General features: G+C 64.6%; 18 protein-coding genes. 7 read left to right on the top strand and 11 right to left on the bottom strand.

Translation table 11 applies throughout. The features are described 5' to 3' along the window. Positions 1-28: 28 nt before the first annotated feature. Positions 29-982 (bottom strand): bile acid:sodium symporter family protein, encoded by a 954-nt coding sequence (locus GXY01S_RS02315; protein ID WP_061271772.1) that lies wholly within the window; start codon positions 980-982, stop codon positions 29-31. A 29-nt stretch (positions 983-1,011) separates the two neighbouring features. Between GXY01S_RS02315 and GXY01S_RS02320 the strand changes: the two genes are divergently transcribed. Beyond that, complete coding sequence (locus GXY01S_RS02320; protein WP_242501322.1) at positions 1,012-2,004, top strand: hypothetical protein; 993 nt, start codon at positions 1,012-1,014, stop codon at positions 2,002-2,004. Positions 2,005-2,140: 136 nt separating this feature from the next. Here GXY01S_RS02320 and mfd read toward each other — a convergent pair whose 3' ends face one another. Both mfd and GXY01S_RS02330 read right to left on the bottom strand, forming a co-directional pair. Beyond that, positions 2,141-5,623, bottom strand: a complete 3,483-nt coding sequence (mfd, locus tag GXY01S_RS02325; RefSeq protein WP_061271773.1) for a transcription-repair coupling factor — start codon at positions 5,621-5,623, stop codon at positions 2,141-2,143. Continuing rightward, complete coding sequence (locus GXY01S_RS02330; protein WP_061271774.1) at positions 5,620-5,931, bottom strand: succinate dehydrogenase assembly factor 2; 312 nt, start codon at positions 5,929-5,931, stop codon at positions 5,620-5,622. Before GXY01S_RS02330 ends, mfd begins: the two co-directional genes overlap by 4 nt. Before the next feature lie 105 nt (positions 5,932-6,036). On the opposite strand from GXY01S_RS02330, the gene recG reads away from it, so the two are divergent. Beyond that, positions 6,037-8,184, top strand: a complete 2,148-nt coding sequence (recG, locus tag GXY01S_RS02335; protein ID WP_061271775.1) for an ATP-dependent DNA helicase RecG — start codon at positions 6,037-6,039, stop codon at positions 8,182-8,184. On the opposite strand, the gene acuR is transcribed toward recG, so the two are convergent. Next, the gene (gene acuR / locus GXY01S_RS02340) at positions 8,123-8,857 is read right to left on the bottom strand and encodes an acrylate utilization transcriptional regulator AcuR (protein ID WP_242501321.1); all 735 of its coding nucleotides are present in this window, start codon (positions 8,855-8,857) and stop codon (positions 8,123-8,125) included. The genes recG and acuR overlap by 62 nt on opposite strands. Before the next feature lie 381 nt (positions 8,858-9,238). Here acuR and GXY01S_RS19150 point away from each other — a divergent pair, with 381 nt between their 5' ends. Then, complete coding sequence (locus GXY01S_RS19150; protein WP_082770677.1) at positions 9,239-9,925, top strand: cold-shock protein; 687 nt, start codon at positions 9,239-9,241, stop codon at positions 9,923-9,925. A gap of 190 nt (positions 9,926-10,115) precedes the next feature. Here the strand turns inward: GXY01S_RS19150 and smpB are convergent, their stop codons facing one another. From smpB to GXY01S_RS02365, 4 genes are all read right to left on the bottom strand, one after another. After that, a complete protein-coding gene (smpB, locus tag GXY01S_RS02350; RefSeq protein WP_061271777.1) occupies positions 10,116-10,610 on the bottom strand; it encodes an SsrA-binding protein SmpB in 495 nt (164 codons plus the stop codon). 3 nt (positions 10,611-10,613) lie between these two features. Beyond that, entirely contained in the window at positions 10,614-11,492 is an 879-nt protein-coding gene (gene dapA / locus GXY01S_RS02355; RefSeq protein ID WP_061271778.1) for a 4-hydroxy-tetrahydrodipicolinate synthase, read from the bottom strand. Between the two features lie 151 nt (positions 11,493-11,643). After that, positions 11,644-12,489 (bottom strand): prephenate dehydratase, encoded by an 846-nt coding sequence (locus tag GXY01S_RS02360; RefSeq protein ID WP_061271779.1) that lies wholly within the window; start codon positions 12,487-12,489, stop codon positions 11,644-11,646. After that, entirely contained in the window at positions 12,486-13,229 is a 744-nt protein-coding gene (locus GXY01S_RS02365) for a 3-deoxy-manno-octulosonate cytidylyltransferase (RefSeq protein WP_061271780.1), read from the bottom strand. Before GXY01S_RS02365 ends, GXY01S_RS02360 begins: the two co-directional genes overlap by 4 nt. 137 nt (positions 13,230-13,366) lie before the next feature. Here GXY01S_RS02365 and GXY01S_RS02370 point away from each other — a divergent pair, with 137 nt between their 5' ends. The 3 genes from GXY01S_RS02370 (at position 13,367) to serA (ending at position 16,047) form a co-directional block, all read left to right on the top strand. After that, complete coding sequence (locus GXY01S_RS02370) at positions 13,367-13,873, top strand: c-type cytochrome (RefSeq protein ID WP_061271781.1); 507 nt, start codon at positions 13,367-13,369, stop codon at positions 13,871-13,873. Next, positions 13,873-14,688, top strand: coding sequence for an inositol monophosphatase family protein (locus GXY01S_RS02375; RefSeq protein ID WP_061271782.1), 816 nt, complete (start codon positions 13,873-13,875; stop codon positions 14,686-14,688). Before GXY01S_RS02370 ends, GXY01S_RS02375 begins: the two co-directional genes overlap by 1 nt. A gap of 93 nt (positions 14,689-14,781) precedes the next feature. Next, positions 14,782-16,047: a phosphoglycerate dehydrogenase gene (gene serA, locus GXY01S_RS02380; RefSeq protein WP_061271783.1), complete on the top strand. Its 1,266-nt coding sequence runs from the start codon at positions 14,782-14,784 to the stop codon at positions 16,045-16,047. Between the two features lie 144 nt (positions 16,048-16,191). Here serA and GXY01S_RS02385 read toward each other — a convergent pair whose 3' ends face one another. Both GXY01S_RS02385 and GXY01S_RS02390 read right to left on the bottom strand, forming a co-directional pair. Further along, positions 16,192-16,500 (bottom strand): hypothetical protein, encoded by a 309-nt coding sequence (locus tag GXY01S_RS02385; protein WP_061271784.1) that lies wholly within the window; start codon positions 16,498-16,500, stop codon positions 16,192-16,194. Positions 16,501-16,687: 187 nt separating this feature from the next. Next, positions 16,688-16,915, bottom strand: coding sequence for a superinfection immunity protein (locus GXY01S_RS02390; RefSeq protein ID WP_255210343.1), 228 nt, complete (start codon positions 16,913-16,915; stop codon positions 16,688-16,690). 148 nt (positions 16,916-17,063) lie between these two features. Here GXY01S_RS02390 and GXY01S_RS02395 point away from each other — a divergent pair, with 148 nt between their 5' ends. Further along, positions 17,064-17,570 (top strand): hypothetical protein, encoded by a 507-nt coding sequence (locus tag GXY01S_RS02395; RefSeq protein ID WP_061271785.1) that lies wholly within the window; start codon positions 17,064-17,066, stop codon positions 17,568-17,570. A gap of 19 nt (positions 17,571-17,589) precedes the next feature. On the opposite strand, the gene GXY01S_RS02400 is transcribed toward GXY01S_RS02395, so the two are convergent. Continuing rightward, positions 17,590-18,951 (bottom strand): MATE family efflux transporter, encoded by a 1,362-nt coding sequence (locus GXY01S_RS02400; protein WP_061271786.1) that lies wholly within the window; start codon positions 18,949-18,951, stop codon positions 17,590-17,592. Between the last annotated feature and the right edge of the window lie 8 nt (positions 18,952-18,959).

An 18,959-nucleotide genomic window follows, 5' to 3' on the forward strand; every position in this document is an offset into this window, starting at 1 on the left:
GCCGCCATGCGCGAGGGGGAAGATGGGGTCAGTCCGCCTTCTCCGCGCCAAAACGCCGCGCCAGCGTGGCGCAGGCAAAAAGCTGGATCTGGTGGTAGATCATGAGCGGCAGCACGATCAGCCCGACCTCGGTGGGCGCAAACAGCACGCTGGCAATCGGCACGCCTGATGCCAGCGACTTCTTGGAACCACAGAACACGATGGCAATCCGGTCCGCCCGTGCAAAGCCGCCCATGCGCCCCACCAGCAGGGTCAGCCCCAGCACCAGCGCCAGCAATCCCGCATCGGCCAGCGCCACGCGGCCAAGCTGGCTTGCTGGCAGGCGGTGCCACAGCCCCTGGGTCACCGCCTCGCTGAAGGCGGTATAGACCACCACCAGAATCGACCCCCGATCGGAGAAGGAAAGCAGTTTTTTGTGCCGGTGCGCCCAGCCCCCGATCCAGGGCTGAAGCCCCTGCCCCGCAATGAAGGGCACGAGCAGTTGCCCCACGATGGGCATGATCCCCCCGCCGCCCCCGCTGGCATGGCGGCTGAACACGATGCCCACCAGCACGGGTGTTATGAAAATGCCCAGTATGTTGGACAGCGTTGCCGAACAGATGGCCGCCGCCACGTTGCCGCGCGCAATCGAGGTAAACGCGATGGAGGACTGCACGGTGGAGGGCAGGCAGCACAGGAACAGCATGCCCGTCCACATCGGGCCATCAAGCAGGCGTGGAAAGGCCGCATGCAGGCCCATGCCCAGCAGCGGAAACATGACGAACGTGCAGAGCAGGATGGCGAGATGGATGCGCCACCCGGTCACCCCCTCCACCACCGCCCGGCGCGACAGGCGCGCCCCCTGGAGGAAAAACATGTTCGCGATCATGATGATGGCGAGGATATTGAACACCCTCACCCCTATCCCCCGGCAGGGCAGCACGCTGGCCATGCCAACGGTAGCCAGCAGGCATACAAGAAAGGAATCAAGTCTGCGAAGCATGGTGAAGGCGGTAGCCTGATGCTATGGGAATGATGCGGAGATTATACCGGATTGCATCCGCTGCCTATTCACGCCACCTTGTGCTGCAAATGAAAAAAATATTCCTCACTACGGTCCTGGCCGCCCTGTCGTGCATGGGTGCGGCGCAGGCGACAGCCCTGCCCGGCACCTGCGCCAGCGCACAGCTTGCCAGTAGCCAGCCGCATGGCAGCAATACGCTTGCAGGCCATAACTACGACCTGGCTCTGGCGGGAAACGTGCGCCAGACCTTTCACGCGGGCGATATCGCAGCCAGCGGCACGGGGCTGGAGCCGCAGGCCCTGCGCGACATGGAGGACGTGGCCTCCCTCGTGCTGCTCGCCACCCTGACGGGCCACCACTCGCAGGGTTGCGCGCAGGATTATTTCGTCTCCGCCGCAACGCCCATCATGGACGGGCTGCGCGCGGGCCGCAGCTATGACCTGATCTGGCAGGACGGGCTGCTGAGCAGCGGGGAGACGAAGCTCTCCTTCCACCGCGCGCATCTGCACCTTGCCGGCGCCAAAGGCGACACCGCCCCCGCCACCATCACGCTTGATACGCAGGGCCTTGGCATAACCGGCTCGCACAACACGCTTCTGGTCAATGCCCTGCCGCAGCAGGCCACGGCCAATGCTTCCGTGCCCAGCGCATCGCTCGTATCGCTCGCCGCTGCCATTACCGGCCACCCGACCGAGACTGTCATGGTGCCGCTGCATGTCTCATCACTCACCGCCCAGCGCGGCGCCATGCAGATTACCGGCAATGGCGACGCCAGCCTGACGGGCAATACCGATGCGTCATCCGCCAATGGCCATATTCAGGTACAGAACCTTGATGCCGTGATCGATACCCTGCGCAACGCGGGCCAGACCCGTGCCAGTGCAGCCCTGGTCCTAGCCAAGCTGTTTGGCCATAAATCGGTCTCGGGGGGAACGGGGTGGGATGTCAGTTGGGAGGGTGGCGTCATGACCGTCAATCACATTCCGCTGCCCATTCGCTGAAGGGCCTATGGATCAGCAACCTGACAGGCCGTATTGGCCTGTCAGGTTTTTTTGTGAACAAACACGACGGGCACCGACTGAAAGAAGAGTCTGGTCGCGCCGCCTTTTTAAAGAAAGGCAGCATCCAGACCCGCCCTCAGGCCGAAACGCCCGCCTCCTCATGCACCATCCGTACCAGCGCGCCGAGCACCTTGCGGGCCTGTGTGATGCGCTGGGCGTTGGTCATCTCGCGTATGATTGCAAGCTTGTGGTCGGGCCGCAGGCGCACATTGGCTTCCTTCTGCCGGGCAATCCATGCCACCAGCCCTGCCGGGTTGGCGAAGGTGTTGCCCCGGAACTGGATGACCATGCCCTTGGGGCCTGCTTCGAGCCGTTCCACCCCGGCCTCGCGGCACAGGCGCTTGAGTGTCACCACGTCGAGCAGGTTGCGCACCTCATCGGGCAGCGTGCCGAAGCGGTCGACCAGTTCGGCTTCCATCGCCTCGACCTCGGCATCATTGGCCAGGGCGGCGATGCGACGGTACAGGCCAAGGCGCACCGGCAGGTCGGTCACGTAGCTGTCGGGTATGAGCACCGGCAGGCCAAGGATGATGTTGGGCGTCCAGTCCCGGTCCTGCAGCTTGCGCCGCCCCTTTTCGGTGCGCAGGTCGGCCACGGCATCCTCGAGCATCTGCTGGTAAAGCTCGATGCCCACTTCACGGATATGGCCTGACTGTTCATCGCCCAGCAGGTTGCCCGCCCCGCGCAGGTCAAGGTCGTGCGAGGCCAGCGTGAAGCCCGCGCCCAGCGTATCGAGCGTCTGCATGACTTCCAGCCGCTTCTGGGCGGCGGCCGAGAGCACATGCGTCTGCGGCCAGGTCAGGTAGGCATAGCCGCGCTGCTTGCCACGACCCACGCGCCCGCGCAGCTGGTAGAGCTGGCCCAGGCCAAACATGTCGGCGCGGTGGATGATGAGCGTGTTGACCGCAGGCATGTCCAGCCCGCTTTCCACGATATTGGTGGAGAGCAGGATGTCGTATTTGCCATCGCTGAACTCGGTCATTACCCGTTCCAGCTCGGTTGGTGTCAGGCGCCCATGGGCCTGCACCAGCCTGGCGTCGGGCACGATCTCGTGCAGGCGGGCGGCCATGCGGTCGAGATCCTCGATGCGCGGCACCACGCAGAACACCTGCCCGCCGCGGAAGCGCTCGCGCTGGATCGCCTCGCGGATCACCACGCTGTCGAACGGCATGATGAAGGTGCGCACCGCCAGCCGGTCGGTTGGCGGGGTTGCGATCAGGCTCATCTCGCGCACGCCGGTCAGGGCGAGTTGCAGCGTGCGTGGCAGCGGCGTGGCCGACAGCGTGAGCACATGCACGTCCTCGCGCAGGGCCTTGAGCTTTTCCTTGTGGGCCACGCCAAAATGTTGCTCTTCATCCACGATCAGCAGGCCAAGATCGGCGAATTTCACCGTCTTGGCCAGCAGGGCGTGGGTGCCGATGACGATATTGACCGTGCCATCGGTCAGGCCCTTGCGCACGGCAGTGGCCTCCTTGGCCGTAACCATGCGCGAAAGCTGCGCCACATTGACCGGCAGCCCGGCAAAGCGGGCCGAAAACGTGCGGTAGTGCTGGCGGGCCAGCAGCGTGGTCGGCACCACCACGGCCACCTGCGCGCCTGACATGGCGGCAACGAAGGCGGCGCGCAGCGCCACTTCGGTCTTGCCAAAGCCCACATCGCCACACACCAGCCGGTCCATCGGCTTGCCCGATGCCATGTCATCGAGCACGTCGGCGATGGCGCGGGACTGGTCCTCGGTCTCGATGAAGGGGAAGCGGGCGCAGAATTCATCCCACAACCCCTCTTCGGGCGTCAGGGCCGGGGCTTCACGCAGGGCGCGCGCGGCGGCAGTGCGGATGAGTTCGCCCGCCATGTCGCGGATGCGCTGCTTCATCTTCGCCTTGCGCGACTGCCACGACACGCCACCAAGCCTGTCGAGCGCCACATGCGCCTGGTCGGAGCCGAAGCGGCTGAGCAGTTCGATGTTCTCGACCGGCAGGAACAGCTTCTCGTTGCCGTCATAGATCAGGCGCAGGCAGTCATGTGGCGCGGTGCCCACGCCGATGGTTTCCAGCCCGTCATAGCGGCCAATGCCATAATCCTGATGGACGATCAGGTCGCCTTCCGCGATCTCGGAGGCTTCGGAGATGAACTGGTCCGCCTTCTTGCGCCGCCGGGGCGGGCGCGAGATCCGCTCGCCCAGCAGGTCCTGCTCGGAAATGAAGGCGAAGTTGTCGGCAACGAACCCGCGCTCCAGCCCCAGCGTCAGCAGCCCCACCGTGCCGGGCTTGAGCTTCTGCGCCTCTTTCCATGTGGCAAAGGTCTGCACCGGCAGGCGGTATTCGCGCAGCAGCACGCCAATGCGCTCGCACGAGCCGCGCGTCCAGGCCGTGACATAGGCCCGCCTGCCGGTCTGCGCCCATTCCTCAACCCGCGCATGGAGCATGGGGAAGACGTTCTCGCGCCCCTCGGTCACGGTCTTGGCAAACATCTGGCCCGGCCTGCCGCCTGCATCCATGCCCGGCGCGCCATCGGGCTGGGCGAAGGGCATGAACACCACGGCCTTTTTGCCCGCAATCATCGCATCCCAGCCCTTGCGGTCGAGATACATCAGGTGCGGCGGTAGCGGGCGGTAGGGCACCTCGCCTTCCCGCGTGGGCTGCTTGCGGGCGTCGTAGTGGTCGGCAATCATTTCCAGCCGGGTGGCCAGCACCTCCTCGGCCTGGTTGGCGAGCGAGATGGTGACGCCGGGCAGGTAGTCAACCAGCGTTTCCATCTGTTCATGGAACAGGGGCAGCCAGTGCTCCATGCCCGCATGCCGCCTGCCATCCGATATGTGCTGGTAGAGCGGGTCATTGGCGGCAGCCGGGCCAAACAGATCGCGCCAGCTTGTGCGAAAACGCGAAATGGAGGCGGGATCGAGGCTGAAATCAGCCACCGGGCGCATGGTCAGGCTGTCGATCTTCGCCGTCGAGCGCTGGGTGCCGGGGTCGAAGCGGCGGATGTTTTCCACCTCGTCGCCAAACAGGTCGAGGCGCACGGGCTCGGCCTCGCCTGCGGGAAAAATATCGAAAATGCCGCCACGGGTTGCGAACTCGCCCTGCTCCATCACCGTGTCGGTACGGTTGTAGCCATGGGCGATGAGCAGTTCCATCAGGAAAGGCGCATCAAGGCTTTCACCGGTCTTTATGGTGATCGACTGCCCGGCAAAGGCCGTGCGCGGGGCCACGCGCTGGATGGCGCCCATCACCGTGGTCAGCACGATGCGGGATGTGATCGCCTTTTCCAGCAGGCGGGTCAGGGTCGCCACCCGCTCCGCGATGATGGCGGGATTGGGCGATACGCGGTCATACGGCAGGCAGTCCCAGCCCGGAAAGCGGAGGATTTCCGCCTTGGGTGCGACAAAGGCCAACTGGTCTGCAATGCGCGCCATGGAGGCATCATCACGGCACACATGCAGCACGGGGCCTTTGTTCTCGCCCAGGCGGCGGGCGAGCAGAAAGGCGTCATACCCATCCGGCACGCCCCATACGGGAACGGGGGCGCCGGGTGCGAGCGAGAAACCTGCCGTATCGTTCATTTTCCGCCCCGGATCGCAGCAAGGCGGGCGGGATCGGTGGCATCGGCCATGATCTGCTGCATCATGGGCGTGTTGAGTTCGGGTGGCACCGGGCGGCGGCCGCTCAGCCAGTCGGCCAGGTCGGCGTCGGGCAGGTCCATTACCGTCTCGAGTGCGTCGAGTTCGGCCTCGGTCATGCCCTCGAGCCGGGGGGCGACGAACCCGCCAATCAGCACGTCGGTTTCATGCGTGCCGCGATGTGTTGCACGGTAATAGATCTTGCGCCGCCGTGTATCGAGACGGGAGAGATCAGGCGTTCTGGCTTCCATTGCGTTCCACCCCTGTATGGTTGTGTTTTGTTCCGTAACGCAGGTGTCCTATAGCCCTCATGCGGGCATATGTCAGCCCGCATGACAAGCATGCCACCCCGCAGGATGAACCGCCGCGTGTCCGATATCACCGCCCTCCCCGCCAGTTCCCTTCTTGCCCCGCTGCTTGCGGGGATTGAAAGCCTGAAGGGCATGAAACCGGCAACGGCGAAGCTTCTGGCACGGGTGGCCGGGGGCAGACGGGTGATCGACCTGCTGTTCCACCTGCCGGAATCGGTGGTGGACCGGCGCTACCGCCCGACCCTGCGCGAAGTGGAAACCGGGCGGGTGTGCACGCTGCTGGTCACGATCACGCGCGTGGTGCCGCCAGCGCCGGGCGGCGGGCGTGGCAGGCGGCCGTGGCGCGTGGTGGTGAGCGATGGCACGGCGGAGGCGGAACTGGTGTTCTTCTCCCCCCATCAGGTGCGCAGGCTTGAGGCCGGGCAGGATATTGCCGTGTCGGGCACGCTGGAGCGCTTTGGGGAGCGGCTGAGCATGGCGCATCCCGATTATCTGGTGCCGCAGGCCAGGCTTGCTGAAATTCCGCTGCTCGACCCGGTCTGGCCGCTGACGGCGGGGCTGTTTCCAAGTCAGGTGCGCAGCGCCATGCGGGCGGCGTTCGATGTGTTTCCCGCCCTGCCGGAATGGCAGGATGCCAGCGTGCTGGCGCAGCGCAAATGGCCCGGCTTCGAGCAGGCGCTGCGCACGCTGCACCGGCCATCTGACTTCCCCGACCTGATGGAGGGCGAGGCGCTGATCGGGGCATCCGAGCGGGCGCGGGCGCGGCTTGCATGTGATGACCTGCTGGCCCAGCAGGTTTCCATGGCGCAGGCGCGCAGGCTCAACCGCCTGCGGCCGGGGCGCAGCATCGTGAGTGATGGCAGCCTGCGCGCGGTGGCGCTGTCGCGCTTTGGCCATGAGCCCACCACGGCCCAGACCCGCACCCTGGCCGAGATCGATGCCGATCTTGCCGCCCCCCGGCAGATGACGCGCCTGTTGCAGGGCGATGTGGGGGCGGGCAAGACGCTGGTGGCGCTGCTGGCCATGCTCGGCGCGGTGGAGGCAGGCCATCAGGCGGCCCTTATGGCACCGACCGAAATTCTGGCCCGCCAGCATCTGGCCACCTTCACCAGACTTTCACCCGTGCCGGTGGCGTTCCTCAGCGGCAGCGTAAAAGGCAAGGCCCGGCGCGAGGCACTGGCCAGCATTGCCGATGGCACGGCCCGGCTGGTGATCGGCACGCATGCCCTGTTTCAGGAAAGCGTGGTGTTCGAGGATCTTGCCCTGGCGGTGATTGACGAGCAGCATCGTTTTGGCGTGGAGCAGCGCGCCATGCTGGGCGAGAAAGGCCGCCAGACCGACGTGCTGGTCATGACCGCCACCCCCATCCCCCGCTCGCTGCTGCTGACCCAGTGGGGCGACATGCTGGTCAGCCGGCTGGATGTAAAGCCCGCGGGCCGCAAGCCGGTGCGCACCTCGCTGCATGCCCTCTCCGCCATGGATGACCTGCTGGCGGGGCTGGAACGGGCGCTGGGGCGCGGGGCGCGAATCTTCTGGGTGTGCCCGCTGGTGAGCGAGAGCGAAACCGTTGACATTGCCGCAGCCGAGGCCCGCCACCATGCCCTGGCCGCCCATTTTGGGCCTGATGCCGTGGGGCTGGCGCACGGGCAGCAGGATATTACGCTGCGCGAGCAGGCCATTGCCGATTTTGCCGCCGGGCACACGCGCATCCTCGTCGCCACCACCGTGATCGAGGTCGGGGTGGATATTCCCGATGCCACGGTGATGGTGATCGAGCATGCCGAGCGCTTTGGCCTGGCGCAACTGCACCAGTTGCGTGGGCGCGTGGGGCGTGGGCAGGCGGAATCCTACTGCCTTCTGCTGCATGACAGCGCGCTCGGCCAGACCGCGCGGCGCAGGCTGGCGCTATTGCGCGAGACGGAAGATGGCTTTCTGATTGCCGATGAGGATTTCCGCCTGCGTGGCGGCGGCGACCTGACCGGCAGGCGCCAGTCCGGCCTGCCCGACCTGCGGCTGGCCAGCCCGCTGCATGTTGACATGCTGCTCAGGCTTGCCGCGCAGGATGCCCGCAGGCTGGTCGATACCCCGCCCGATAAGGCGTCCCCCGGCCTGCGCGGGCGCAGGCAGGCGGTCAGTTTGCTGCTTGAGCTGTTTGCGCGGGCGCAGGCTGTGCGGGCGATACGCGCGGGATAGCGGGGGGCTGGCACGCAGGTGGCTTGACGCCCAGGACCGCTGCCGCCTGCGCCATGTAGAACGTGGTGAACAGGTCCAGCGGTTCGGGCTCATGCTCCATGCGGGCCCGCAGCACCGCGCCTTCCCACCCGATCCAGAAATAGCGGGCGAGTTGCATGCAGGCGCGCTTCTGCGCGGAGGTGGCGCGCGTGCCAAAGCCTGTGAGCAGGCAGGCGTTCACGCGCTTTTCCCATCCATGCATGATGGTGAGCAGGAGGCCGTGGAACGAATCGGGCAGCATGTCGATTTCCTGCCCGAGATTGCCGATCAGGCAGCCCCGGCGAAAACCGTGATGATGCATGTTCGCGCGCACGTCATGCACGAAGTTGAGCAGGCGCTGCAGCGGGGCCGTATCCGGCTCCTGCAGCCACAGGTCCAGCCTGGCGTTGAAAGATCTGGCATAGTCCTCGATCAGGATCTGCCCGAAATCCTCCTTGCTGCTGAAGCAGTAATAGAAAGACCCCTTCGAGATGCCCGTGGCGTGCAGCACGTCATCCACGCAGGTGGCGGAAAAGCCTTTTTCCGTCAGTAATTCAACGCCTGCGCGGACCAGCATGGCGCGCGTGCCCTCGGGTGCGCGGGCGGTTTTTGGCGGTCGGCCCCGACCGCGCCGGGGGGGGGATGTATCGGGCATGGCGTTTTTTCTTATCTCGGCAAGGGGGGCTGGTGAATCATTGATCTGCTTCGATAATGTGCGACTGCGTCTAGAAATCAAGTATAATTGTGCATTTAATTTATATCTTTGCGTTCCCCCCTTTTTGCATTCCTGCCCCTCACAAACGGGTCAGGATGAAAATTCGTGTGGCAACCAAAGCCGGGAATATGCTTTGGTGTTGTTGATGCCGATGCGATTTATGCTAGGGTCACCGTAGGATGGAAAAAGTTTTCCTGTGCCGCCGCCGCCTAAACCCCGGCCCAAGGCCAGAGCAGACCAGTCTCCATCCTGCAAACGTGCTTTCATTCGGTGGTGTTCCACAACGGAACATCCGCCACCTAGACCTCGGGATTACGACCGTTGAGAAGTAACAGGACCGACCGCAGCTCCCGCTCCCCGCGCCGCGGCGGGTTTGACGATGATTTCATGTCGTCGCCTTCATTTGGTGATCGCGCGCCCGCGCCGCCGCCGCGCCGCTCCTTTGGTGGTGGAGGTGGTGGTCCCCAGATCGTCGCATCCGGGCCAGAGATCAGCGCCACCGTAAAGTGGTTCAATAGCGAAAAGGGCTTCGGCTTCGTTGAGCTGTCCGATGGTTCGGGTGACGTGTTTCTGCACGCCAATGCCCTGAACCCCACCGGGCATGCCACGGTTTCGCCGGGCACCACGCTGGTTGTACAGATCGGTCAGGGCCCCAAGGGCCGCCAGGTCGCCAGCGTCCTTTCCGTTGATGAAAGCACGGCACAGCCCGAGCGCCCCCGTGGCGGTGGCTTTGGCGCGGCACCCGGCGCGCGCGCCGGCTTCTCGCGCTCTGGCCGCCCCGCCCCTGACCTGTCGCACGCGCAGGACATGCGCGGCACGGTCAAGTGGTACAACGCGACCAAGGGCTTCGGCTTCATCACGCCCGAGAACGGCGGCAAGGACATTTTTGTCCATGCTTCCGCCCTTGAGCGTTCGGGCCTGTCCGGCCTGACGGAAGGCCAGACGGCAAACGTGCAGGTTGTTGAAGGCCAGAAAGGCCCCGAAGCCGCGGCCCTGTCGGTCGACTGAATACTTTCCCCTGCCCCACGCCAGCTTAAGGCTGGCGTGGTTGGGTGAATGAATAAAAAACAGGGCCATCCCGTAAGGGGCGGCCCTGTTTTTTTGTATCATTGTCAGGCGTGTTCAGCCTTGGTGCCGATGAGGCAGTGCGCAATGCGGGGCATATCAAAAACTTCTGATTTTTCTGTCAGTCCGTTTTTTAGTCTTCACGGCCCTTGTTGCGCAGCAGGCGGGCCTTGTCGCGGGCCCAGTCGCGATCGGCTATGGCGTGGCGCTTGTCTTCCTTCTTGCGGCCCTCGCCCACGCCCAGCGTCAGCTTGGCAAGGCCGCGGCTGTTGAAGTGAATGTCCAGCGGCACCAGGGTCACGCCGTTACGCGCGGTCTCACCGAGCAGCTTGTCCACCTGTTTCTTGTGCAGGAGCAGCTTGCGCGGGGCGCGTGGCTCGAAACGTGACAGCACGCCACCCTGATATTCTGGAATGTAGCTGTTGATCAGCCACAATTCCCCGTTGCGCTCACCGGCATAGGCCTCGTTGATGGTGGCGCGCCCCATGCGCAGGCTTTTGACTTCCGGCCCCTTGAGCACCAGACCCGCCTCCACCGTTTCAAGGATGGAGTAGTTGAAGCGGCCCTTGCGGTTCTGTGCGGCGATCCCGGTCGAGATCATGCCGCTGCCCTTGTTTTTGCTGGCCATGATTCAGTCCAGCAGCCCGACGGCATCGAGCGCCGCCTTCACTTTCGCCCGGCTGGCATCGGCCAGCGGCGCCAGAGGCAGGCGGCAGGTCTCGCCCATCAGCCCCAATACGCTTGCGGCGAACTTGACCGGCACGGGGTTGCTTTCACAGAACAGGGAGTCATGCAGCGGCAGCAGCCGGTCCTGCAGTTCCATTGCATCCATCACGTTGCCATCATTCCAGCTCTGCTGCACCTGCGCGCAGAGTGCCGGGGCGACATTGGCGGTAACGCTGATGCAGCCATCGCCACCAGCGGCGAGGAACGAGACCGCGGTGCCGTCCTCACCCGAGATCTGGTTGAACGGCTTTTTTACCGCGCGGCGCACGAGCAGCGGGCGTAGCAGGTCGCCCGTGGAATCCTTGACCCCGATGATGTTGGGGTGCAGCGCCAGCCGCGCCATGGTCTCGACCGAGATGTCGATGACCGAGCGGCCCGGAATATTGTACAGGATGACGGGGATGCTGATGGCATCGGCCACGGCCATGAAGTGGCGGTACACCCCTTCCTGCGTGGGCTTGTTGTAATAGGGGGTGACCACCAGCACGGCCGAGGCCCCGGCCTTTTGCGCCTGCTGGGCCATCTCCACTGCTTCGGCCGTGCTGTTGGAGCCGGCGCCTGCAATGACCGGCACGCGCCCGGCTGCGGATTTTATGGTGAATTCAACGACTGCAGCATGTTCATCATGCGTCAGGGTCGGGCTTTCGCCCGTGGTGCCGACGGGTATGAGTGCGGCAGCGCCCTGCTGGATCTGCCAGTCGATGAAGCGGCCCATGGACGGCAGGTCAAGCGACCCATCCGTATTCATGGGGGTAATAAGGGCGGTCATGGAACCCTTGAACATGGTTGTTTCCACCTGGATCCTGTGTCTTGGCTATGCGTGCGCCGGTTGGTTGTCCGGCACCATCGTTTTCGTGCGGCCTGCCCCGGCGCGGGCAGGCGGGGTATCATACAGGCAATGCGGCATGGGGGGCAAAACATGCCCGCCCTGCCCTTTACGCTCCCCGCCGGAAGGGAGATGCGGGATAGACGCCCAGAATTTCCTGGCGTTCCGAAAAGAATGAAAGCTCGCGCAGCGCTTCCGCCAGCGGGGGCGCTTCGGGGTGGCCCTCCACATCCATCAGGAACTGCGTGGCCGAGAACGAGCCCTCCAGCATGTAGCTTTCCAGCCGGGTCAGGTTCACGCCCGTCGTGGCCAGCCCGCCCAGCGCCTTGTACAGCGCGCCGGGCTGGTTGGTGATCCTGAACAGCAGCGTGGTCATGAAGTCGGGGCCTGGTGGCGGCAGCGTTTCGGGCCTGCGGGATGCGATGTAGAAGCGCGTGGTGTTGTGGGCGGCGTCCTCCACGTTGCGGCGCAGGATTTCAAGCCCGTTGAGTTCGGCTGCCAGTTCGGATGCCACGGCCACGTCTTCCCTGCGGCCCCAGTCGCGCACCATCTCGGCCGCACCGGCGGTATCGAACTCCACAACCGGCTCCAGCCCCAGCTCGGTTATCACGCCACGCACCTGCGCCATGGCGACCGGGTGGGTGTGCAGCCGCCTTGCATCGCCCAGCTTCGTGCCGGGAATGCCCAGCAGGCAATGCTCCACGCGCTGGAAATGTTCGCCCACGATGAACAGCCCCGCCTGCGGCAGCAGGGCGTGAATGTCGGGCACGCGGCCCGCAAGGCTGTTCTCGCAGGCCAGCATGGCCAGTTCGGCCTGCCCGTCATGTACGGCGGCAATGGTCTGGGCAAAGGTCTGGCACGGCAGCGTGGCCCAGCCGGGCCGGGCGGTGCGGCAGGCCAGGTCGGAATAGGCGCCGGGTCGGCCCTGAAAGGCAATGATGCGTTCTGCACTCATGTGACGGCTCCCGGCATTAGGCGCGCGCGTTCAAGATCGGCGGGGGTGTCAACGCCAAAGGGTGCTGCGGGCACGCGGGTGCAGCCAATGGTCATGCCAGCCTCGAGCGCGCGGAGCTGTTCAAGCTTTTCGCGCTGTTCCAGCGCGCTTTCGGGCAGGCTGACAAAACGGGCGAGTGCCGCGCGACGATAGGCATACAGCCCCACATGGTGCCATAGCGGCCCCTGCCCCCATGGTATGGGCATGCGTGAAAAATACAGCGCGCGCGCCACGGCATCCGGCCTGTCGCTGCCAAAGGCGCAGGCCACTTTCACCACCGAGGCCGCTTTTGCTTCCGCCTCATCGCGCACGGGGGCCACGAGGGTTGCGATATCGACCGCGCTGTCAGCTAGCGGGCGCAGCACGGCGCGCAGGCAGTCAGGGTCGATGCCCGGCAGGTCGCCCTGCAGGTTGATGATCGTGTCATGCCTGCCCGTGGGGTCAAGCGCGCCGAGCGCCTGCCAGATGCGGTCCGAGCCGGAAGGCAGGTCCGGGTCGGTCAGGATGGCGGTGCCGCCCGCGTGTTCCACCACATCGGCAATCGCGCGGTCGGCGGTGGCGACGGCAACCGGGCCGATGCAGGCAGCCTGCGCGCGCTTGAGCACATGCACGATCATGGGGCGGCCCGCGATATCGGCAAGCGGTTTGCCCGGCAGACGGGTCGAGGCCATCCGGGCCGGAATCAGGACAATAGGGTTCATGGGGTCTGGGTCTGGGCCATCCGTAATCTGTCGCGGCGGCATGGGCCGCCCGCCGCCCGTGCATGCTTCACACAGGGCGCGCGGCAGTCTAGGTAAGGAGCGGTTTACATGCAACCGTGGGAAGGACGCCCGACTTCATGGATAGTACACGCCTTAACCAGATCGGGGTTGCCTGCCTCATTGCCGTGGGAGTGCTCGGCGCAAGCTGGGGCATTGCCCACACGGCCGTGCCCGAACCCCTGCCCGTGAAGGCTGGCGTGGCCATACCGCACCCGGCGGCTCCTGCGCCGGGCACTTCCATTGATGATCTGGTTGCCAAAGCCAGCGTGGAAAAGGGCCATGCCCTGGCCGACAGGCAGTGCGCCATGTGCCACAGCATGGCGCCAAATGGTCCCTCCATCATCGGGCCGGGCCTGTTTGGCGTGTTCGGCACGCATGTGGGCGATATTCCCGGCTATGACTTCTCGGACGCGCTCAAGGCGCACAAGGACGAGACCTGGACCAACGCCACCCTTTCCGCCTGGCTCAAGGGCCCTGCCGATTACGCACCAGGCACCAAGATGTCCTTCCCCGGCATCGCCTCGGAAACCGACCGCGCGGATGTGATCGCCTATCTGCGCTCGCTCAGGCCGGAGACACCCTGATGAGCGCCCTGCCCGCCGGGTTCCCGCGTGATGCGGTGCTTGAAGCCGCCCTTGCCGCCGCCGATGTGGCCCGCAGCGTGGTGCTGCCCTTCTTCCGCCGTGGGGTCATGGCGGATGACAAGGCCGATGCCAGCCCCGTCACCATTGCCGACCGCACGGCGGAGCGCGCGATTCGGGCGGTCCTGTCCGAGCGCCTGCCCGGTTTTGGCATCATGGGCGAGGAATTCGGCCTTGAAGGGGGTGAGAGCCCGTATCGCTGGGTCATCGACCCGATCGATGGTACCCGTGCCTTCCTGACCGGCCGGCCCACCTTCGGCACGCTCATCGCGCTGCTGCACAACGATGTGCCTGTGCTTGGCATCATCGACCAGCCGGTTACGGGCGAGTGCTGGATTGGCCTGCGGGGCGAGGCGACGCGCTTCCTGTCCACCCTGCCCGGCACGCCGCGCACGCGGGCCTGCGCCGATGTAAGGCAGGCCGAACTGTCCTGCACGGCGCCTGAAATCCTTGATGCCCCGCACCGTCCCGGTTTTCACGCACTGGCGGCGGCAGCCCGGCGCACAAGCTGGGGCGGCGACTGCTACGCCTACGGCCTGCTCGCACTCGGGCAGATCGACATCATTGCCGAATGCACCATGAAGATATGGGACTGGGCCGCCCTCGTGCCGGTTGTGCAAGGTGCTGGCGGCTCCATGACCGACTGGGCGGGCCAGCCCCTGCGCGCCGATGGCGATGGCACGGTGCTTGCACTGGGTGATGCTGGCCTCCTGCCGCATGTGAGCGGCCTGCTCGTGCCGGGGGCGCATGCGGGCTGAGGGCACGAATTCATCTTTCCCCCTAGCGATGGCGCGGCCAATCGGATAGGGACGACCTACCTTCTTGACCGTATCAGAGCGGGAGCACGCGACATGACCAGCCCATCCACCGGCCACCTTTCCCTTCCCAAGGACAAGATCCGCATCCTGCTGCTTGAGGGCATTCATGACAGTGCCGTCAACCTGCTGAAGGAAAACGGATACGAGAACGTCACTCGCCTCAAGACGGCGCTGGAAGGCGAGGCCCTGCAGAAGGCGCTGGAAGGCGTGCATATCGTGGGCATCCGCTCGCGCACGCAGCTCACGCGCGAGGTGATCGAGAAGGCCGACCGCCTGATCGCCATCGGCTGCTTCTGCATCGGCACCAACCAGGTCGATCTCGACGCCGCGCGTGAGGCTGGCATTCCCGTATTCAACGCGCCTTACAGCAACACCCGCTCGGTGGCCGAACTGGTCATGGGCGAGATCGTGATGCTGATGCGCCGCATCTTCCCCAAGTCGCAGGAATGCAATGCGGGCATCTGGAAAAAGTCCGCCACCAATAGCTGGGAAGTGCGCGGCAAGACGCTGGGCATCGTGGGCTATGGCTCGATTGGCTCGCAGCTTTCCGTGCTGGCTGAAGCATTTGGCATGCGCGTGTTCTATTATGACGTGATCGACAAGCTGGTGCATGGCAACGCAACGCCGGTCGATACGCTCGAAACCCTGCTGGCCCAGAGCGACGTGGTCAGCCTGCATGTGCCCCAGACCCCCGAGACCGCTGGCATGATGGGCGAGGCGCAGATCCGCGCGATGAAGAAGGGCTCCTTCCTCATCAACAACGCGCGCGGCAACGTGGTGGACCTCGATGCACTGGCGGCAGCCCTGAAGGATGGCCACCTGCTTGGTGCGGCCATCGACGTGTTCCCCAAGGAGCCCAAGCAGGCGGGCGAGCCGCTTGAAACCCCGCTGCGCGGGCTGGATAACGTGATCCTGACGCCGCATATCGGTGGTTCCACGGCGGAAGCGCAGGAGCGCATTGGCGTGGAAGTGGCCCGTAAGCTGGTGGAATACTCCGATATCGGCTCCACGCTGGGTGCTGTGAACTTCCCTACCGTGCAGTTGCCCGAAAACCCGCACGGCACGCGCTTCATGCATGTGCACCGCAACGTGCCGGGCATCATGCTGCAGATCAACGAGATTTTCTCCCGTGAGTCCTGCAACGTTACCGCGCAGTACCTGCAGACGGCGGGCGAACTGGGCTACGTGGTGGTCGAGGCCGATACCGGGCGCGATGTGGAAAAGGACAACCGCATCCTTGACCGCCTGCGCGAACTCAAGGGCACGCTGCGCGCCCGCCTGCTGTACAAGCAGCAGTAAGAGAGCGTTTGAAATAAACAAAAAATAAAAGTTTCCGGGTGCCGCCTTTGTGAAAAAAGCGCCGCCAGAAACGCCCTGATAATTGCAGGTTGAAGGGAGCATGCCAGACGGCAGGCTCCCTTTTTTCATAAGGGCGGCATGAGATCAGGGAAGCTGGACGAGGCGGCTCTTGGTTTCCTCATCGCCGGGCCTGATTTCAACGCTGCCTTTTGCGCAGAGCGGGTAAGCCTTCACCACCGGCTCGATCAGGCGGAAGATGGCCTCGGCATCGGGTCCGTAAAGAAAGATCTGTGCGGCTTCAGGGCCGAATTCATGGCCGTCGAGTACGCCTGCGTCGCCAAGCACGTCCTCTATTTCGTCTTCAAGGGTGCTGAGGTCATATTCTTCATAGACCTCCGGCGGCAGGTCATTATTGCTCAGCGTAATAATGACGGCCTGCGTGTTGGAAGACATCGTATTATCCTGCCCCGTGTTCAAATGAATATATACAGCATTGAACAATATGGTGGCAGGCAAGGACAGGCCTCTTCCCCCGGCAACCTTATGGCACGGTCAGGAACGTGGCCGGTTCGCTCCGGCGCAGGCGCGCCTGGCGGCTGGTATCGGTCTCGAGCAGGCAGGCCATGAGCAGCGCGATCACCTACCCTATTCCGGTCATGCCCAGGGTGCAGTTCACCACCGCCACCACCGCCGCGTTATGCACCCTGCGGCGGCATGCGATGAAGGTGGGCAGCAGGAACAGCACCGTGCCGCAGGCCAGCACCAGCACGGCGCCGACAAGCAGGGTCGAGCCGATCTCCAGCCCGGTGCCCTGTATGGACTGCCAGCCACGGTAGACCTCATAGGTGGAGGGAACATGGATATTCATCACGCTTCATGCTAACCCTAAAGGCAGGCGTGCCGCCATATTGCATGGCACGTTGGAAACTGGCATGCAGCCCTTGTATGCTGAATGGCTTTGTATTTGTCAGGGTTTGCTACAGTGCACGGTTATGTGGACCCGCAGGGGGTAACCTGTGATCTGGGGTGATTTCCAAGCGGTCATCCAGCTATCGGCTGGGCTGAACGTGGCCATTCTCAGCTTTGTCGATATCAGCCTGCCCGCCATAAAGGAACGCAGGCGCGTCTTCGCCAAGGCCCGGCAGGAGCTCGAACTGCACCGCAGCGGCACCGACCACCAGCATCCCGATGATGCGGAGGACTATGCCGCCGCCGTGCAGGAAATGGACCGCAAGCTGTTCATGTTATGGCAGGAATCCTCCACCTTCATTCGCGAGGAGGAATCCCTCATCCGCTCCACCGGCGTGCTCGGCGTGTTCGGCGCCGTGCTGAGCCTCGGCCTGTTATGGTATTCGGCGGTGCATTATAGCGGGGTGATCTCGCTTATGGGGCAGGTGCTGATCATCCTGTCCTTCTGTTCGCTGCTTGGCGCGTTCCTGATCAACTTCATGACTGCCTCTCAGGCGGGTGTGTTTACCAAGAAATGCAATTCCATCCGTGAGGAGATGCACAAGCGCCTGTAAGAGCATGATGGCGCTTTTCCTACCCTGTCTGCGCCCCTCGCTTCATGCGCCACGCGATGCGGCTGCCGTGGAGCACGAAGACCGCTACCAGTCCGATGCCAATGCCGTACCACAGGCCCTGCACGCCCATGCCCTGGTCAAAGGCAAGGAATATGCCAGCGGGAAAGCCAAGCCCCCAGTAGCCGATAACGGCCAGCACCATGGGGATGGTGGTATCACCCTGCCCGCGCAGGATGCCCGTGGCGATGGCCTGCAGGGCGTCAGGCACCTGAAAGGCCGCGCCGATCAGCAGGAGCGTGAGTGCCAGATGCACCGCCTGCGCATTTTCCGGCAGGGCCGCATCCAGATAGAAGCCGATGATGGTCTGCCGCCCCAGCGCCAGGATGAGCGTGGTCACGCAGGCCACCCCCATGCCCAGTACCATGCCCGCACCGGCGGCACGGCGGACCATGGTGGGGTCGTTGCGGCCTGTCCAGTAGCCCACGCGTATGTTGCTGGCCTGAGCCATGGCCAGGTACAGCACGAAGCACTGCATGCCGATGCCAAGCATGATCTGGAATGCCGCAAGCCCCGCATTGCCCAGTCGGGCGGCCTCGAAGCTGTTGGCCTGGAACAGCGTGACCTCCGCCATCGCGGCGGCCAGCATGGGCAGGCCGGTGCGCAGCAGGGCGCCCGTATGCTTCCAGTCATGCATGCGCGGGCGCAGCGCCGTGCGCAGTTCGGGCCTGCGCGCCATGAAGGCCAGCATGATGAGGGGCATGCACCACAGGGTGATGACGGTCGCTATTGCCGAGCCATGCAGCCCCAGCGCGGGCAGGCCAAGCCAGCCATGAATGAGCGCTGCGTTCAGCACGCCGTTCACTACCGTAATGCACGGCATCACCCGCATGAGAATGCCCTGCGCGCCCATGACCGGCAGCGCCGTGGTCAGCACGCCCTGCCCGAGCAGCGCAGGCGGCACCGCCCACATCAGGATATGCACGAAACCGGTTACCGGCGCGCGGATGGCCTCGGGCTCGTGCAGCCATGCCAGAAGCCGGTCGATATGGTACAGGCAGAACAATTCCGGCCCGCACAGCGCGATGGCCACCACGAGCATGGAGGTGATGGTGGTGCCAAGGCTTGCATGGTCCTGCCGCCCGCGCGCCTGCGAGAGCAGGATGCCGCCCGCCTCGATCATGGCGGCAAGGATGGCATTGAGCGTGAAGAACGTGCCCGTGGCCAGCCCGCCAATGGCCAGGGCTGCCGCCCCAAGGCTGCCGAGCAGCACGTCATCGGTCAGCCCCATCAGCATCTGGGCGAACTGTGACAGGCCCATTGGTCCGGCAATGGCAAGGATGGAACGGAATTCCGCCCCGAAGGATGTGGTTGGACGCGTCATGAACCCCC

It is taken from the genome of Komagataeibacter xylinus NBRC 15237 (genome assembly GCF_001571345.1).
GTDB classification, from domain to species: domain Bacteria; phylum Pseudomonadota; class Alphaproteobacteria; order Acetobacterales; family Acetobacteraceae; genus Komagataeibacter; species Komagataeibacter xylinus.

Bases quoted from the DNA above. Each gene is read 5' to 3' on its own strand.
- GXY01S_RS02315 (WP_061271772.1), bottom strand. From the start codon at position 982: ATGCTTCGCAGACTTGATTCCTTTCTTGTATGCCTGCTGGCTACCGTT.
- GXY01S_RS02320 (WP_242501322.1), top strand. From the start codon at position 1,012: ATGATGCGGAGATTATACCGGATTGCATCCGCTGCCTATTCACGCCAC.
- mfd (WP_061271773.1), bottom strand. From the start codon at position 5,623: ATGAACGATACGGCAGGTTTCTCGCTCGCACCCGGCGCCCCCGTTCCC.
- GXY01S_RS02330 (WP_061271774.1), bottom strand. From the start codon at position 5,931: ATGGAAGCCAGAACGCCTGATCTCTCCCGTCTCGATACACGGCGGCGC.
- recG (WP_061271775.1), top strand. From the start codon at position 6,037: ATGAACCGCCGCGTGTCCGATATCACCGCCCTCCCCGCCAGTTCCCTT.
- acuR (WP_242501321.1), bottom strand. From the start codon at position 8,857: ATGCCCGATACATCCCCCCCCCGGCGCGGTCGGGGCCGACCGCCAAAA.
- smpB (WP_061271777.1), bottom strand. From the start codon at position 10,610: ATGGCCAGCAAAAACAAGGGCAGCGGCATGATCTCGACCGGGATCGCC.
- dapA (WP_061271778.1), bottom strand. From the start codon at position 11,492: ATGTTCAAGGGTTCCATGACCGCCCTTATTACCCCCATGAATACGGAT.
- GXY01S_RS02360 (WP_061271779.1), bottom strand. From the start codon at position 12,489: ATGAGTGCAGAACGCATCATTGCCTTTCAGGGCCGACCCGGCGCCTAT.
- GXY01S_RS02365 (WP_061271780.1), bottom strand. From the start codon at position 13,229: ATGAACCCTATTGTCCTGATTCCGGCCCGGATGGCCTCGACCCGTCTG.
- GXY01S_RS02370 (WP_061271781.1), top strand. From the start codon at position 13,367: ATGGATAGTACACGCCTTAACCAGATCGGGGTTGCCTGCCTCATTGCC.
- GXY01S_RS02375 (WP_061271782.1), top strand. From the start codon at position 13,873: ATGAGCGCCCTGCCCGCCGGGTTCCCGCGTGATGCGGTGCTTGAAGCC.
- serA (WP_061271783.1), top strand. From the start codon at position 14,782: ATGACCAGCCCATCCACCGGCCACCTTTCCCTTCCCAAGGACAAGATC.
- GXY01S_RS02385 (WP_061271784.1), bottom strand. From the start codon at position 16,500: ATGTCTTCCAACACGCAGGCCGTCATTATTACGCTGAGCAATAATGAC.
- GXY01S_RS02390 (WP_255210343.1), bottom strand. From the start codon at position 16,915: ATGAATATCCATGTTCCCTCCACCTATGAGGTCTACCGTGGCTGGCAG.
- GXY01S_RS02400 (WP_061271786.1), bottom strand. From the start codon at position 18,951: ATGACGCGTCCAACCACATCCTTCGGGGCGGAATTCCGTTCCATCCTT.